Raw genomic sequence first — 15,245 nt, forward strand, 5'->3', positions numbered from 1 at the left:
CGGTGAGGAAACAACAGACGAATTAGAGCGGCAGGGACTTCGGGTTTAATGGGCAAGATCACGGGTTTTCTCGAAATCGAACGGCATGACCGCAAGTACACACCGGTCGCCGAGCGCGTGAAGCATTTTCACGAATTCGTCGTTCCCCTCTCCGAAAAGGAAACGCGCGACCAGGCCGCGCGCTGCATGAATTGCGGCATTCCCTATTGCCACGGCACCGGCTCGGTCGCGCCCGGCACGCCCGGCTGCCCCGTCAACAACCAGATCCCCGACTGGAACGATCTCGTCTATCAGGGCAACTGGGAAGAAGCCTCGCGCAACCTGCACTCGACCAACAATTTTCCGGAGTTCACCGGCCGCATTTGTCCCGCGCCATGTGAAGCGTCCTGCACGCTCAACATCGACGACAACCCCGTCACCATCAAGACCATCGAATGCGCGATCGTCGACCGCGCCTGGGACAATGGCTGGCTCAAGCCCGAGGTCTCCGCCGTCAAGACCGGCAAGAAGGTCGCGGTGATCGGCTCGGGTCCGGCCGGAATGGCCTGCGCGCAACAGCTCGCGCGGGCCGGGCACGACGTGCATCTGTTCGAGAAGTACGCCAAGGCCGGCGGCCTGCTTCGTTACGGCATTCCCGACTTCAAGATGGAGAAGGGCATCATCGACCGCCGCGTGGCGCAGATGGAAGGCGAAGGCGTCACCTTCCACTACAACAGCCATGTCGGCGTCGACGGCAATGTCGATCCGCGCGAGATGCTCAACGAGTACGACGCGGTTGCGTTGACTGGCGGCGCGGAAGCACCGCGCGACCTGGCGATCCCCGGCCGCGAGCTCGACGGCATCCATTATGCGATGGATTTCCTGCCGCAGCAGAACCGCCGCGTCTCCAGCGAACCCCTCAATGGCGTGACCGAGATCCTGGCCGGCGGCAAGCATGTCGTCGTGATCGGCGGCGGCGACACCGGCTCCGACTGCATCGGCACCTCGCTGCGCCAGGGCGCGCTCTCCGTGACCCAGCTCGAGATCATGCCCGCCCCGCCCGAGCACGAGAACAAGGGCCTGACCTGGCCGAACTGGCCGCTGAAGATGCGGACGTCCTCCAGCCAGGCCGAAGGCGCGATCCGCGAATACGCGGTGCTGACCCAGAAGTTTTCCGGCGAGAACGGCAAGGTCAAGAAGCTGCACTGCGTGCGCGTCGACGACAAATTCAAGCCGATTGCCGGCACCGAGTTCGACCTCGACGCCGACCTCGTCCTGCTCGCGATGGGCTTCGTCCATCCCGTGCACGAGGGCCTGTTGAAGCTGCTCTCGGTCGAGCTCGACCCGCGCGGCAACGTCAAGGCCAACACGCTCGACTACCAGACCTCGCGCCCCAACGTGTTCTCGGCCGGCGACATGCGCCGCGGACAGTCGCTTGTGGTGTGGGCGATCCGTGAGGGACGGCTGTGCGCAAGATCGATCGATACGTTCCTGATGGGGAAGACGGATCTGCCGCGGTAAGCTTTAGGCGAGCTAATTACCACAACCGAGGCTGTCATCGCCCGCGAAGGCGGGCGATCCAGTATTCCAGAGACGGTAGTGATCGAGTCGAGAAGCCGCGGCGTACTGGATGCCCCGCCTTCGCGGGGCATGACAGCGGAATTAGTTCTGCAGCCTCACCCCGACCATCACCACCGTGCCCTGCGAGCTCGAGCCCGGCTGGTTCGAATCCAGGATGTCGTGGCGCAGCGTGCCCTTGATCCAGACGTTGCGGTTGAGCTTGTAGATCAGATTGCCTTCGAGCGAGTAGGTCTTGTCGTTGCGGTTCTGGCCCTGGTAGTCGAGCGTGCCGTAGGTGAATTTGCCCACGGCCGTGAGCCAGCGCCGGAAGTCGTGGTCGACTTCGGCGGAATAGGTGCGCACCAGCACGCCGGAGGAGCCGGGAATGGTGGTCTCGGCGATCTGGGTGTCGGTGAAGAATTTCACCGTGGTCAGACCGCTGGCGTTCCAGATCAGCGAGCCTGAGGTGAGGAAGCCCGAGAGCTGGCTCAGGCGCGGGTCGACATAGTTGCGCGCGGAATAGCCGACCGAGACTTCGCCGGTGAGAATGCGCGAGAATTCGAAGGACGAGCCCACCTTGGCGTAGCCGCCGTTCGAATCGCGGAGATAGCCGTTGCGGTCGGCGGCCTGATCGTGAACGCGGCTGTCGCCCTGGACCTCGACGAACGGCTTCAGTCCCGGCTTCAGCTCGTAGGAGAAGCGGCCGACGCCGCCATACTGGTTGAAGTCGCGATCATTGTTGCTGAAGGTCGAGCCGTCGGTGAGCTTTGAATCCGTGTAGGCGGTGCGGTCGACCGTGGCGCCGGCGGCGACCTGGAAGCGATTGAAGGTCTGGTCGAAGCCGAAGGTGCCGCCGTAGCTGGCGTAGACCGGATACTTCTGAAGGCCCGCCTGCACGTTCGGGCTGCCGGGATTGTCGGTGGCAAGCCGCAGCCGCAGTTGCGAGGTCAGCTTGAGATCGCGATCGACGTCGAAGCGGCCGTCGACATGACCGGTGAAATCCGGACGATCGATATCGACCGGCGAGGGCGAGGCAAAGCCGTCGATCGTGGCCGGCATGTTGTTGGTGTAACCCGAGAACGAGCCGCGCAGATCGGCCACCAGCGCGTGGCGCTCCCAGTCGGACATCACCAGGAGATCGGGCGCGACCACATAGACCGGCGAACCGATCGGCTTGTTGAGCCGCGCCGGGTTGGTGTCGTAGCCGGCCGAGAGCTCGAGGCCGCCCTTGATCAGGAAGCTGCCGGCGTAGTCGCCGACCGCGCCGAACGCATCGTCGTCGGCCTTGAGGCGGCGGCGTAACGGCTGACCGGGCACCGTGCCGGCCATCGCCGCCGGCACCGGCGCCTTATGCGCGGTCTCGGACGGTGGCGGCGCGATGCGCGGCGGGCCGAGGCTTCTGTCCGGTGTCGCCGGCGGCAGAGGCGAGCCGGGACCGGCGGCCCGCTTCGGCTTCGGCTGTCCCGGATAGAGCTTGGGTTGCTGGCGCTTGCGGTTGAGCGAGTCGTAGCCGGAGCTGCTCGCCCCGTTGGCGGCAGGCAGGCCGTAGGTCGGGACCTGACCAATGCGCGACGGCGCGGGCGTCTCGCGGCGCTTGCGCGGATCGTCGTTGGGATCCGGCTCCGCATCCGACGGCGCCTGCGGCACGGCGGCCGTGCGGCGCGTCGGCAGCGTGTCGGGCGCAGCGAAGCCGCCGCGGGTGGGATTGAAGAGGTCGGGCGTCAGGCTCTGGGCTGCCACCGGCGCAGTTTCCAGCGCCGTCAGCAGCAGGCATGGCAAAGCGGCGCGAAAGGCGTACGCGCGACGGCTCCGGCCCCTACCTGGAGGCGACTCCACGATGGAATAAACTCCAACGAATTCAGCTACTTCGACGACGGTCATCCACGAACCGCGGGAACCATCGTTAATGGAGTTAAAACAATTATGGTTAATGACCCGTTGCGGGTCCTGGGTCGCGCGTCGCCTCGTCGGTTTGGGCGTGCTAAAGCAAGCGCCAATTGACCGCCCTGGATCAGAGCATGCCGAGTTCGAAACCGCTGATGACCCAATCATCCGGCCCCACCCCCACAAGCGTCGAATCCGCGCTCCGCACGCTGGAGACTGAGAGCGGCGGCATCAACGCGCTCGCAGCTGCGCTGCGCGGCCCGCTTGGCGAGAGCTTTGCCAACGCGGTCGACCTGATCCGGCAGGCGAAGGGCCGCGTCATCGTCACCGGGCTCGGCAAGTCCGGCCACATGGCGCGCAAGCTCGCGGCGACGCTGGCCTCGACCGGCACGCCCGCCTTCTTCGTGCACGCCGCCGAAGCCGGCCATGGCGATCTCGGCATGATCACGACAGACGACGTGATCATGGCGCTGTCCTGGTCCGGCGAGCAGCCGGAGATGAAGAACCTCGTGAATTATTCGGCGCGGTTCGCGATCCCCATGATCGCGGTGACCTCGAACGCCGCCTCCTCGCTCGGCCAGGCCGCCGACATCGTGATCGAGCTGCCGAAGGCGCGCGAGGCCTGCCCGCACAATCTGGCGCCGACCACCTCGACGCTGATGCAGGCCGCGATCGGCGACGCCATCGCGATCGCGCTGCTCGAAGGCCGCGGCTTCACCGCGCTGGAGTTCGCGCATTTCCACCCCGGCGGCAAGCTCGGCGCGATGCTGAAATTCGTCCGCGATTACATGCGCACCGGCGCGGAGATCCCGGTCAAGCCGGTCGGCACCAAGATGTCGGATGCGGTGATGGAGATGTCCGCCAAGGGCCTTGGCTGCGTCTGCATCGTCAACGCTGCGAACGAAGCCATCGGCATCATCACCGACGGCGATCTGCGCCGCCACATGCGGCCCGATCTTCTCACGGCGTCGGTCGACGACATCATGACGAAGCAGCCCAAGACCGTGCCGCCCTCGATGCTCGCGACCGAGATGATCGAGGTGCTCAATGCGCGCAAGATCACGACGCTGGTCGTGACCGAGGCGAACAAGGTGGTCGGCATCGTGCATCTGCACGATCTGTTGCGGGCGGGTGTGGCGTAGGGTTTGCCCGTCATCCCGGGGCAGCGCGAAGCGATGAACCCGGGATCTCGAGATTCCGGGTTCACGCTTCGCGTGCCCCGGAATGACAGTGAGGGTGTGGCGCGCCCGCTCCACCGTCATTGCGAGCCACCGGGTCCGCGCAAAGCGCGGCCCGATGGCTCGCAATGACGGCGGACTACGCCGCCGCGACCGTCAGATTCGCACCGTCCACCTGCACCACCTTCACCCTCGTCCCGGCCGGTGTATCCGGACCCGCGACACGCCACACGGTGTCGCCGATGCGCACGGTGCCGTTGCCGTCGATGATCGGTTTCTCCAGCGTGAACTCGCGGCCCAACAACGCCTCGGTGCGCTTGTTGAGGAATGGGCTCGTGCTTGCGTCCGTCCGTCCGCGCGCCAGCCGGCGCCACACCGGCACGGCGGCGGCTGCGAACACCGCGAACATCACAAGCTGGATCTGCCAGGACATGACAAAGGCGAACGAGATCAGGCCGACCAGCAGGGCCGCAAGCCCCAGCCAGAACAGGAACACGCCAGGCGCCAGCACCTCCAGCGCCATCAGGACGAAGCCGAAGACCAACCAGTTCCAGGTGCCGAGCGATACGAACATGTCGGTCATGACACGACCTCTTTGAAGAGCGTTACCGCGGCGGCACCGTCGGCGGCGTGCCGCTGACCGGCGGCACCGAACCGCGGCGGGCTGCCGCTGTCGCGGACGCAGCGCTTTCGCCGAACGTCGCCTTGGCGATCTCGCCGATACCGGCGAGCGAGCCCAGCAGGCTCACGGCCTCTATCGGCAGCATGATGATCTTCTGGTTCGGCGCATCCGCAAACTGGCCGAACGCCTTGATGTATTTGTCGGCGATGAAGTAGTTCAGCGCAGCCACGTCGCCCTTGGCGATGGCTTCGCTGACCATCTGGGTTGCCTTGGCCTCGGCCTCGGCGGAACGTTCGCGGGCCTCGGCGTCGCGAAACGCGGCTTCCTTGCGGCCTTCGGCCTGGAGGATCTGGCCCTGCTTGGCGCCCTCGGCGCGCAGGATTTCCGACTGGCGCTGACCTTCGGCCTGGAGAATGTCGGCGCGCTTGACGCGCTCCGCCTTCATCTGCCGGCCCATCGCCTCGACCAGGTCGGCCGGCGGCACGATATCCTTGATCTCGATGCGGTTGACCTTGAGCCCCCAGGGCGAGACCGCGGCATCGACCACGCGCAGCAGGCGCTCGTTGATCTCGTCGCGATGCGACAGCACCTGGTCGAGGTCCATCGAGCCCATCACCGATCGGATATTGGTCATGGTCAGCACGATGATCGCCTGGGTCAGGTTGGCGACCTCATAGCTCGCCTTGGCGGCGTCGAACACCTGGAAGAAGGCGACGCCGTCGACCGTCACGGTGGCGTTGTCCTTGGTGATCACTTCCTGTTCGGGAATATTGATCACCTGCTCCATCATGTTCATCTTGCGCCCGACCCGATCGAAATAGGGCACGATCAGGTTCAGTCCCGGTGCCAGCGTGCGGGTGTATTTGCCGAAGCGTTCGATGGTCCAGTCAAACCCCTGCGGCACCGTCTTGACGCCGGCGAACAGCGTGATGATGACGAGCAGTACCAGGACAATCGCGAAAATATCGAAACCGCTCATATTTCCTCCAAGGCGGGAAAAAGACCCTTCCCGCGCTGTCATTGGTCGGGATCACGACCCTACCGGTTCAGCGGCCGCTCTTCACGTCGGCATCCACGCCATTCTGCACAAGACGCCACGGGAAGAAACGGCCACGATTATGTATTTGCGAAGCGCTCTTGAAAGCATGTAGGCGCAGACCTAGCGGCAAAGGTTAATAAACTCGCTGCTATTCAATGACCTCGTTCGCGGTCGCGAGCAGGTTTGGGGACAGCGTGACACCAAGCTCCCTGGCTGTCTTGAGGTTGATCGCCAGCTCGAACTTGGTGGGATTCTGGACCGGGAGGTCGGCGGCTTCCGCGCCCCTGAGGATGCGGTCGATATAGGACGCGGCGCGGCGCAGCTGCTCGGCGCTGTCCGTGCTGTAGGACATCAGCCCGCCCTCGTCGACGAAGCTGCGACTCCAGAACACCGCGGGCACGTGCGCCTCGCTGATCGCCGCGAGCAGATTGGCGCGGTTGGCCATGGTGAAGAAGTCCGGCAAGATCAGGAAGCCGCCGTCTTTGCGTGAGGCCAGCGCCGCGATACCTGCTGCATCATGGACCGGCGCGGGCTCGATCGTCACGTGAAGCGTCCGCGCGGCGTCCTCAATCGTGCGCAGCATGAGGGGCGCGAACGGTGCGGTGGCGGGATTGTAGACGATGACAACGCGGGACACTTTCGGCGAGATCTGCGTCAGCATCTCCAGCCATTTGCCGGCGAGCGGACCGTCGTAGTCGGTGAAGCCGGTGATGTTGCCGCCGGGATGAGCGAGGGTTTCGACAAAGCCCTGGCTGACGGGATCGGTGACCACCGCGAACACGATCGGGGTCGTCGCGGTACGCCGGCGCAGCTCTTCGACCGAGGGCGTACCGACCGCGAGCAGGATGTCGGGCTTGAGCGCGATCAGCTCATCGGCAAGCCCTGAAATCCGCGCCCGGTCGCCGGCGCCGCTGCGCCAATCGATCGTGAGGTTGCCGTTCTCCTTCCAGCCGTCGGCCGCGAGCGCCTCAACCAGGATGGCGCTGCGCGTCTGCCCGATCACGTCATCGGCGGCGGTGACCGAGAGCACCCCGAGCCGACGTTGCGCGGTCGGCTGCTGCGCCAGCGCTGAGACCGGCCATGCCGCAATGGTCCCAAGAAGCGCCAGACAGTCGCGGCGGTTCACGGAGCCCTCCCTAAACCCAGCCCTGAAGCTCGCGCAAAACCAGCGTACGGATCACGTCCATGCCGGGCCCGCTGTCGTTGAGGCAGGGGATCGCGGAAAACTGCTGGCCGCCGTTATGCTTGAAAATCTCCGCATTCTCCTGCGCGATCTCCTCCAGCGTCTCCAGGCAGTCGGCGGAAAATCCCGGCGTCACCACCGCGATGCGACGCACGCCCTCTTTCGCGAGGCGCTCCATCGTCTTGTCGGTGTAGGGCTGCAGCCATTCGGCATTGCCAAAGCGCGACTGGAAGGTCAGCAGCAGTTGCGTCTCGTCCATCCCGAGCCGGCGGCGCAGCGCCTCGGTGGTGGCGACGCAGTGACCCAGATAGGGATCGCCCTGCTCGACATAGGATTTCGGCATGCCGTGGAAGGAGGCGACGATCAGTTCCGGCTTGAACGGCAGCGACGCCAGATGCGCCTCGATCGAGGTCGCAAGCGCCTCGATATAGGCCGCGTCCTCATAGTAAGGCGGCGTCACCCGCAACGTCGGCTGCGCGCGTAGGCGCGAAAGCACACGGAAGACTTCGTCGCAGACGGTGGCCGAGGTCGGCGCGGAATATTGCGGGTACAGCGGCACGGCGAGAATGCGTTCGCATCCCTTTGCGATCAGCGCGTCGATGCCGGCCTTGATCGACGGATTGCCGTAGCGCATGGCCCAATCCACCACGACATGGGAGCGATCCGACAGCGCAGCAGCGAGCTTGTCACGCTGCGACCGCGTAATCGTCTTGAGCGGCGACTCGTTCCTCTCGGTGTTCCATATCTTCCGGTAATCGAGCGCCTTGGTCCGGGGACGGCTGCGCAGGATGATGCCGTTCAGCACCAGCTGCCAGATCAGGCCCTGGTCCTCGATGACGCGGGGGTCGGACAGGAATTCCTTGAGGTAGACCCGCACGCCGGGCGCATCCGCGGTATCGGGCGTGCCGAGATTGACCAGGAGCACGCCGACGCGCGGCAAGGCGGCTTGCACCGCCGGCTTCGCAGTCTCGAGGGGGACTATTGTCGTCATGCTCTGTTGCGTCGCGCGTTGCTCGGAACTTGTCAAGATTGGGCCGGTTTCGCTAGGGTCGGCGTGGAGGGGGAGGAACCATGACGCTGGCGGAATGGTGCGTATTCGGGGCGCTGCTGCTCTATCTCTTGACGATCGTCTCGATCAAATGGATCAGGTTTCGCGGCTTCGACAATTCGCGGCCGCGCGATCCCGCCTTCTACGAGGACGCCATTGCGCAGCGCGCGCTCGGCGCGCACCAGAACGGCATCGAGACCTTCCCGTTCTTCGCCTTCGCGGTGCTGCTTGCCGAATTCCGCGACTCGCCGCAGCGGCTGATCGACGAGCTCGCCGTGCTGTTCCTGATCGTGCGGATCGCCTACGTGCTGACCTATCTCGGCAACCGCCCGACGCTGCGCTCGATCCTGTGGAGCATCGGCTTTGCGATCAATCTCGGGATCTTCTTCATGCCGATGTTGAAGCGGTTCTTGCCGGTGTGACTCTTTTTTTCCTTCTCCCCTTGTGGGAGAAGGTGGCGCGAAGCGCCGGATGAGGGGTTCGATCCGCGAGCACAGCTGCAAGAGAATCGCCCGCGGAGACAACCCCTCACCCGTCTCGCCGCTACGCGGCGAGCCACCCTCTCCCACAAGGGGAGAGGGGAAGAGCTTAAAAACACGTCGTTCGCTCGGCCGCGATGTAGCCGAACAGCAGCCCCGCTCCGAACAGCAGCACGAGGCCGGCGGCTGCGAATTCGACGCCGCGCATGAACAGCGCGCCGCCGCCGTCGCGGCCGGCGCTGAGGCGGCCGGCGATGGTCTTGGCGGAAACGGCGACGACCGCGATGGCCGCGACCGTGATCGCGGTGCCCAACCCCATCAGCAGGGTGGCGGCGACGCCGGCCCAGAACAAGCCTTGGGCGAGCGCGAACACCAGCACCAGGATCGCGCCCGAGCAGGGGCGGATGCCAACCGTGAGGATCGCACCGAAGCCACGACGCCAGCCGCCGGGACCGGCAAGCTCGCTCGGCGCGGGGCCATGGGAATGGCCGCAATGCTCGTCGTGGACGTGGGCGTGCCCGTGATGGGCGTTGGCATGATGGGTGTGGGCGTGATCATGGCCGTGATCGTCATGCGCATCATGATGATGGTGATGACCGTGATCATGCTCATGCGGCACGCCCGCAATCGCCGGCACCGGCTGAGACGCCTGGAGCGCGCGGATGAAGGTGCCGCCCTTGACCCAGACCAGCCGCAGGCCGAACAGCGCGATCAGGCCGTAGCTTGCGATCTCGATCGCGCCTTCCGCCTTGCACATGGTTTTCGCGGTCGCGTTCAGCACCCAGGCCGAGATGCCGACGATCAGGATCGCCACCAGCGACTGCATCAGGGCCGAGGCAAACGACAGCGCGATGCCGCGCCGCGCGGTCTCGCGATTGGCGACGAGATAGGAGGCGATCACCGCCTTGCCGTGGCCGGGACCGGCGGCATGGAAGATGCCGTACGCAAACGAGATGAAGAGCAGTGTCCACACCGCCGAGCCGTCGGATTTGGCGGCGCGGATGGTCGCCGACATCTGGCGATAGAATTCCGACTGCTTTGCCAATAGCCAGCCAACGATGCCGCTGGCCTCTGGCTGAGCCGCCTGCGCCGGCCGCGGCGCACCAAACGGATTCTGCGCGAGGACATCGTGAAGCGCGGCATCAGCCAGGCCGAGCACGACGACAGCTGCGGCGCAGGCGAGAAGGCCCCGCGCGAACGGGGAGAGTTGCGGTTTCAAGGGCAATCCACCGTGATCTTGTTGGCGAACATCATGCCGAAATTGGCGTTCGGGCCATCCATGAAGGTCTGCTCGTTGAGCTTCTGCGCGGTCGCGGTGCCGTCGCTCGGACGCTCCAGCTTCATCTGGCAGCCCGCGGGCGCACCCACCAGCTTGACCGGATTGTCCTTGGCCATCTGGAAGTCGATGAAGAAGGAGCGGTCGAACACTTCCAGCATCAGCTGCTTCGGCTTGAGCGGGGTCTTCAGCGGCAAGGTGAAGTGCAGCGTCAGCACCGTATCCTTGTAGTCGAGGAAGTAGTCGACCGGCTCGTTGAATCGCTCCTTCTTGCCGTCGGCGCGCGCAAAGGTGAAGTAGGCGTATTCCTTCAGCGACTCGACATTGGTCTGCGCCAGCGGCCCGAGCTCCTCGCGCGTGTAGGCGCCTTTGGTCTTGCTCTCGAGACCCTGCACCGCATAGGCCGAGAACATGTCGTCAAAGGTCCAGGCGTGGCGCACGCCGGTAATCGAGCCGTCCGGTGCGTAGAGCAATTCGCTGGACGCGGTGATCCAGACATGCGGATGCGCGCACGCCGCACCGGCCCCGAGCGTCATCGCGGCGGCGAGCAGCCATCCCAGCAGGGCGCGCATGCCCGTCAGGCCGCCTTGGGAGTATCGAGCAGGCCGCGACGGCGCAGCAGCGCGTCCGGCTCCGGCGGACGGCCGCGGAAGGCCTCGTAGGCGGCTTCCGGATCGACCGATCCGCCGCTCGAATAGATGTCGTCGTGCAGGCGTTTCGCGACCGCCGGATCGAAGATGTTGCCGGCCTCCTCGAACGCGCCGAAGGCGTCGGCGTCCATCACCTCCGACCACATGTAGCTGTAATAGCCGGCGGCATAATGGTCGCCGGAGAAGATGTGGCCGAACTGCGTGGGCCGGTGGCGCAGCGAGATCTCTTCGGGCATGCCGATCTTCTCCAGCTCGCGTCTCTCGAAGGCGCGCACGTCCGCGGCTGCCGCGGCCGGCTGGGTGTGGAATTCGAGGTCGATCAGCGCCGAGGAGACGAACTCGACGGTGGCGAAGCCCTGGTTGAATTTGCGCGCGGCGAGGAACCGTTGCAACAGGTCGTCCGGCAAGGGTTCGCCGGTCTGGTAGTGCTTTGCGAACTGCTGGAGCACCTCGGGGCGTTCCTGCCAATGCTCGTAGAGCTGGGAGGGCAGCTCGACGAAATCGGTGAACACGGAGGTGCCCGACAGCGACGGATAGGTCACATTGGAGAGCATGCCGTGCAGCCCGTGGCCGAACTCGTGGAACAGGGTGCGGGCGTCGTCTGGCGAGAGCAGCGAGGGCTCGCCGCCGGCGCCCTTGGCGAAGTTGCAGACATTGATGATCAAGGGCGCGATCTCGCCGTCGAGCTTTTGCTGGTCGCGCAGCGAGGTCATCCAGGCGCCTGAGCGCTTCGAGGACCGGGCATAGTAGTCGCCGTAGAACAGCGCCTTGTGCTTGCCGTCCGGGCCCCTCACCTCCCAGACCCGGACGTCAGGATGCCAGACCGGAACGTCCTTGCGCTCCTCGAAGGTGATGCCGAACAGACGCGTGGCGCAGTCGAAGGCGGCGGCGATCATGTGGTCGAGCGTGAGATACGGCTTGATCGCGGCGTCGTCGAAATTGGCGCGCTGCAGGCGGAGCTTTTCGGCGTAGAAGCGCCAGTCCCAGGGCGCGAGCTTGAAATTGCCGCCCTCGGTCGTGATCAGCGCCTGCATCTCGTCACGATCGGCGAGCGCCCGCGCGCGGGCCGGCTTCCAGACCCGCTCGAGCAGGCCCCGCACCGCGTCCGGCGTCTTGGCCATGGAATCCTCGAGCCGGTAGGCGGCAAAAGTCGGGTAACCCAGCAGCGTGGCGCTCTCCTCGCGCAGCTTCAGGATCTCGACGATGGTTCCGTTGTTGTCGTTGGAATTGCCGTTGTCGCCGCGCGCCGTGAAAGCCTTGTAGACCTTCTCGCGCAGGTCGCGCCGGGCCGAGCTCTTCAGGAACGGCTCGACCGAGGAGCGCGACAAGGTCACGATGGCCTTGCCGGGCAGGCTGCGCTCTTCAGCCGCGGCCTTGGCCGCCGCGACGAAACTTTCCGGCAGGCCCTGACGATCGGCCTCGCCGAGCTCCATGAACCAGTCCTGCTCGTCGCCGAGCAGATGATGGCTGAAGCCGGTGCCGAGCTGGGCCAGCTGCTCGTTGATCTCGGCCATGCGCTTCTTGGCCTCTTCGGAAAGACCGGCACCCGAGCGGTGGAAGCGGGTGTAGGTGCGCTCCAGAAGGCGGAGCTGCTCCGGGTCGAGGCCGAGATTGGCGCGGTTCTCATGCAGCTGAGCGATGCGGCCAAACAGCACGGCATTCATCGTGATCGGATTCCAATGCCGTGCCATCCGCAAGGAGACCTCCTTGTCGATCTCCAGGATGGCCGGGTTGGAATGCGCCGAGACTAGGTCGTAGAAGACGGAAGCGACCTTGTTCAGAAGCTTGCCGGAGCGCTCCAGCGCCGTGATGGTGTTGGCGAAGTCGGGCGCGGCGGGATCATTGGTGATGGCCGCGATCTCCGCGGAATGATCGGCGAAGGCCTGCTCGAACGCCGGCAGGAAGTGCTCCGGCTGAATCTCGTGGAACGGCGGGGTCGCAAACGGCGTCACCCAGGCCTTCAGCAGCGGGTTGGTCTCGGAGTCCGTAGTTTGGCGGGTTTCTGACATCGTTGGTCCCGTTTTTGAGGCTCGATTGTTGGGCCGAGCTATAGCACGCCATAGGGCTTTTTTGGGCCATTTGGCCTTGCTACCGACCGCCTTTTCGAGGAGATTGCGGCCCTCGCAGACACGGACCCCACAGCACATGAACGCGCCTTCCTCATCCTCCCGTCAGATCGTCTGGCCGAACGTCATCACCGTCGTCAGCGCCGCCATCCTGATCGGCGCTGAGGTGTTCGGCGCGGCGTTTGCCGGCGGCTGGGCGCTCGCAATCCTGACCGGACTCGGCGAGCAGGGCGCGCACATCCTTCAGGCCGCGCTGTTTGCACTCGGCGTGCTCGTGATGACTGCCTTCATCCGCGCAGCTCGGCGCGTCGAGCCCTTCACGAAGCGCGGCTGACGCGTCTCGCGCGCGAGAGACACGCGCGCTGCGCCGAAAGCTTAACGCGCATTCATCTTCGGCGTCGCTCGCGCGACACTGCGCAAGCAGATGTTAGGCAATTCTGTTCGCAGCCTAAAAAATCTCTTGCGAACCAGAGTCAAAACACTTATGTGCGGACTTGCCCAATTTCGCACGTGCCTGTGGTCGTGTGTCAGTCGGTAGGTATCCGGACAAGAGGCCGGACAGCCGCCAAGGGGTGAAGAAGCCGAGGGGCTCTTCGGAAGTGTGGAAGTCGGAAGGCTCATAGCCGGAAGACGAAAGCAAACCCGGAGCGTCCAGCATCTCTCTCAAGAGATGCCTTGTCGAAGGTGACTTCACTCTTTGCAACCGTGACTGGCAGCCGGAGGCGAACCGGCGCACCCCGCTCTCAACGGGGGACGCGACTTAAAGCAACGACGGATCGGGCTTTTTTGGTCTCTACCGGCAGTCCAACGCCGGCGCGGGCTACTGAAAAGGCTTGTCCTTCATTGCCAGGTGTGCGGGCGGGAAAATTCCCAACCAATCCACGGCAGCACAGTCTGGTTTGAGTCTTTGGCTTGTCGCGCCTCCATCGCGCGATCTGGCCGGAGCGCTCTTATCCGACGTCATTTTTTGAACGGATCCCCGTCGCTGGGCCGTTTGGGAGAGTGCTATGACCGAACGTATTCAGGAATTCCTGCGCAACCGCCGCAGCGAGGGCCGGGACACCGAGCCCTGCCTCGTGGTCGATCTCGAAGTCGTGCGCGACAATTACCAGACCTTTGCCAAGGCGCTGCCCGACAGCCGCGTGTTCTATGCCGTCAAGGCGAACCCGGCGCCGGAAGTGCTGGCGCTGCTCGCGTCCATGGGTTCCTGCTTCGACACCGCGACGGTTGCCGAGATCGAGATGGCGCTGGCCGCCGGTGCGACGGCCGACCGCATCTCGTTCGGCAACACGATCAAGAAGGAGCGCGACATCGCGCGCGCCTTCGCGCTCGGCATTCGGCTGTTCGCGGTCGACTGCACCGCCGAGGTGGAGAAGGTCGCCCGTGCCGCTCCCGGCGCGAAGGTGTTTTGCCGCATTCTCTATGACTGCGCCGGCGCCGAATGGCCGCTGTCGCGCAAGTTCGGCTGCGACCCGGAAATGGCCGTCGAGGTGCTCGACGTCGCCAAGCGCCTGGGCCTGGAGCCGTGCGGCATCTCGTTCCATGTCGGCTCGCAGCAGCGCAAGGTGAAGGCGTGGGACCGTGCGCTGGCGATGGCCTCGCAGGTGTTCCGCGACTGCGCCGAGCGCGGCATCAACCTGAGCATGGTTAACATGGGCGGCGGCTTCCCGACCAAGTACCTGAAGGACGTGCCGCCGGTGGTGACCTACGGCCGCTCGATCTTCCGGGCGCTGCGCAAGCACTTCGGCAACCAGATCCCGGAGACCATCATCGAGCCCGGCCGCGGCATGGTGGGCAACGCCGGCATCATCGAGTCCGAGGTCGTGCTGATCTCGAAGAAGAGCGACGAGGACGAGGTGCGCTGGGTGTACCTGGACATCGGCAAGTTCGGTGGTCTCGCCGAGACCATGGACGAGTCGATCCGTTACGCCATCCGCACCCCGCATGACGGGGCCGACATGACGCCGTGCGTGCTCGCCGGACCCACCTGCGACAGCGCCGACGTGCTGTATGAGAAGAACCCGTATCCGCTTCCGGTGACGCTGGAGATCGGCGACAAGCTGCTGATCGAAGGCACCGGAGCCTATACGTCGACCTACTCGGCGGTGGCGTTCAACGGCATCCCGCCGCTGAAGACGTACCACATCTAAGCAGCCTCTCTCTCGAGGCCCGACGAACCCGGGAGCCGGTCCGCCGGCTCCCTTCCCTGACATCCTGATTTCTGACGACGCCTTGGACCGGCGTGCTTTTCGCACGCAGGTCTCAAGCGGGGACTGACGCG

13 protein-coding genes are annotated in these 15,245 nt (G+C 65.0%); 5 read left to right on the plus strand and 8 right to left on the minus strand.

Translation table 11 applies throughout. The annotated features are described in order from the left end of the window. Positions 1–48 precede the first annotated feature (48 nt). Positions 49–1,500, plus strand: coding sequence for a glutamate synthase subunit beta (locus AC0L2O_RS15365; RefSeq protein WP_473370308.1), 1,452 nt, complete (start codon positions 49–51; stop codon positions 1,498–1,500). A gap of 141 nt (positions 1,501–1,641) precedes the next feature. On the opposite strand, the gene AC0L2O_RS15370 is transcribed toward AC0L2O_RS15365, so the two are convergent. Next, positions 1,642–3,375 (minus strand): outer membrane beta-barrel protein, encoded by a 1,734-nt coding sequence (locus AC0L2O_RS15370; protein WP_473370365.1) that lies wholly within the window; start codon positions 3,373–3,375, stop codon positions 1,642–1,644. Positions 3,376–3,557: 182 nt separating this feature from the next. Here AC0L2O_RS15370 and AC0L2O_RS15375 point away from each other — a divergent pair, with 182 nt between their 5' ends. Beyond that, on the plus strand, positions 3,558–4,565 hold the full coding sequence (locus AC0L2O_RS15375; protein ID WP_473370309.1) for a KpsF/GutQ family sugar-phosphate isomerase: 1,008 nt from the start codon (positions 3,558–3,560) through the stop codon (positions 4,563–4,565). 175 nt (positions 4,566–4,740) lie between these two features. On the opposite strand, the gene AC0L2O_RS15380 is transcribed toward AC0L2O_RS15375, so the two are convergent. From AC0L2O_RS15380 to hemH, 4 genes are all read right to left on the minus strand, one after another. Next, positions 4,741–5,184, minus strand: coding sequence for an NfeD family protein (locus AC0L2O_RS15380; RefSeq protein ID WP_473370310.1), 444 nt, complete (start codon positions 5,182–5,184; stop codon positions 4,741–4,743). Between the two features lie 22 nt (positions 5,185–5,206). Continuing rightward, positions 5,207–6,202, minus strand: coding sequence for an SPFH domain-containing protein (locus AC0L2O_RS15385; protein ID WP_369720851.1), 996 nt, complete (start codon positions 6,200–6,202; stop codon positions 5,207–5,209). Positions 6,203–6,410: 208 nt separating this feature from the next. Further along, on the minus strand, positions 6,411–7,388 hold the full coding sequence (locus AC0L2O_RS15390) for an ABC transporter substrate-binding protein (protein WP_409191760.1): 978 nt from the start codon (positions 7,386–7,388) through the stop codon (positions 6,411–6,413). 10 nt (positions 7,389–7,398) lie between these two features. Next, positions 7,399–8,436, minus strand: coding sequence for a ferrochelatase (gene hemH / locus AC0L2O_RS15395; RefSeq protein WP_473370311.1), 1,038 nt, complete (start codon positions 8,434–8,436; stop codon positions 7,399–7,401). Positions 8,437–8,516: 80 nt separating this feature from the next. Here hemH and AC0L2O_RS15400 point away from each other — a divergent pair, with 80 nt between their 5' ends. Continuing rightward, the gene (locus tag AC0L2O_RS15400) at positions 8,517–8,915 is read left to right on the plus strand and encodes an MAPEG family protein (RefSeq protein ID WP_473370312.1); all 399 of its coding nucleotides are present in this window, start codon (positions 8,517–8,519) and stop codon (positions 8,913–8,915) included. 166 nt (positions 8,916–9,081) lie between these two features. Here AC0L2O_RS15400 and AC0L2O_RS15405 read toward each other — a convergent pair whose 3' ends face one another. The 3 genes from AC0L2O_RS15405 to AC0L2O_RS15415 are packed head-to-tail and all read right to left on the minus strand — an operon-like array spanning position 9,082 to position 12,907. After that, positions 9,082–10,191: a nickel/cobalt transporter gene (locus AC0L2O_RS15405; protein ID WP_473370313.1), complete on the minus strand. Its 1,110-nt coding sequence runs from the start codon at positions 10,189–10,191 to the stop codon at positions 9,082–9,084. Beyond that, positions 10,188–10,820 (minus strand): DUF1007 family protein, encoded by a 633-nt coding sequence (locus tag AC0L2O_RS15410; protein WP_473370314.1) that lies wholly within the window; start codon positions 10,818–10,820, stop codon positions 10,188–10,190. Before AC0L2O_RS15410 ends, AC0L2O_RS15405 begins: the two co-directional genes overlap by 4 nt. 5 nt (positions 10,821–10,825) lie before the next feature. Beyond that, positions 10,826–12,907 (minus strand): M3 family metallopeptidase, encoded by a 2,082-nt coding sequence (locus tag AC0L2O_RS15415; RefSeq protein WP_473370315.1) that lies wholly within the window; start codon positions 12,905–12,907, stop codon positions 10,826–10,828. 136 nt (positions 12,908–13,043) lie between these two features. Between AC0L2O_RS15415 and AC0L2O_RS15420 the strand changes: the two genes are divergently transcribed. Further along, positions 13,044–13,298 (plus strand): hypothetical protein, encoded by a 255-nt coding sequence (locus AC0L2O_RS15420; protein ID WP_473370316.1) that lies wholly within the window; start codon positions 13,044–13,046, stop codon positions 13,296–13,298. 673 nt (positions 13,299–13,971) lie between these two features. After that, on the plus strand, positions 13,972–15,114 hold the full coding sequence (locus tag AC0L2O_RS15425; RefSeq protein WP_369720843.1) for a type III PLP-dependent enzyme: 1,143 nt from the start codon (positions 13,972–13,974) through the stop codon (positions 15,112–15,114). Positions 15,115–15,245 lie beyond the last annotated feature (131 nt).

The organism is Bradyrhizobium sp. Kon10, assembly GCF_055807395.1.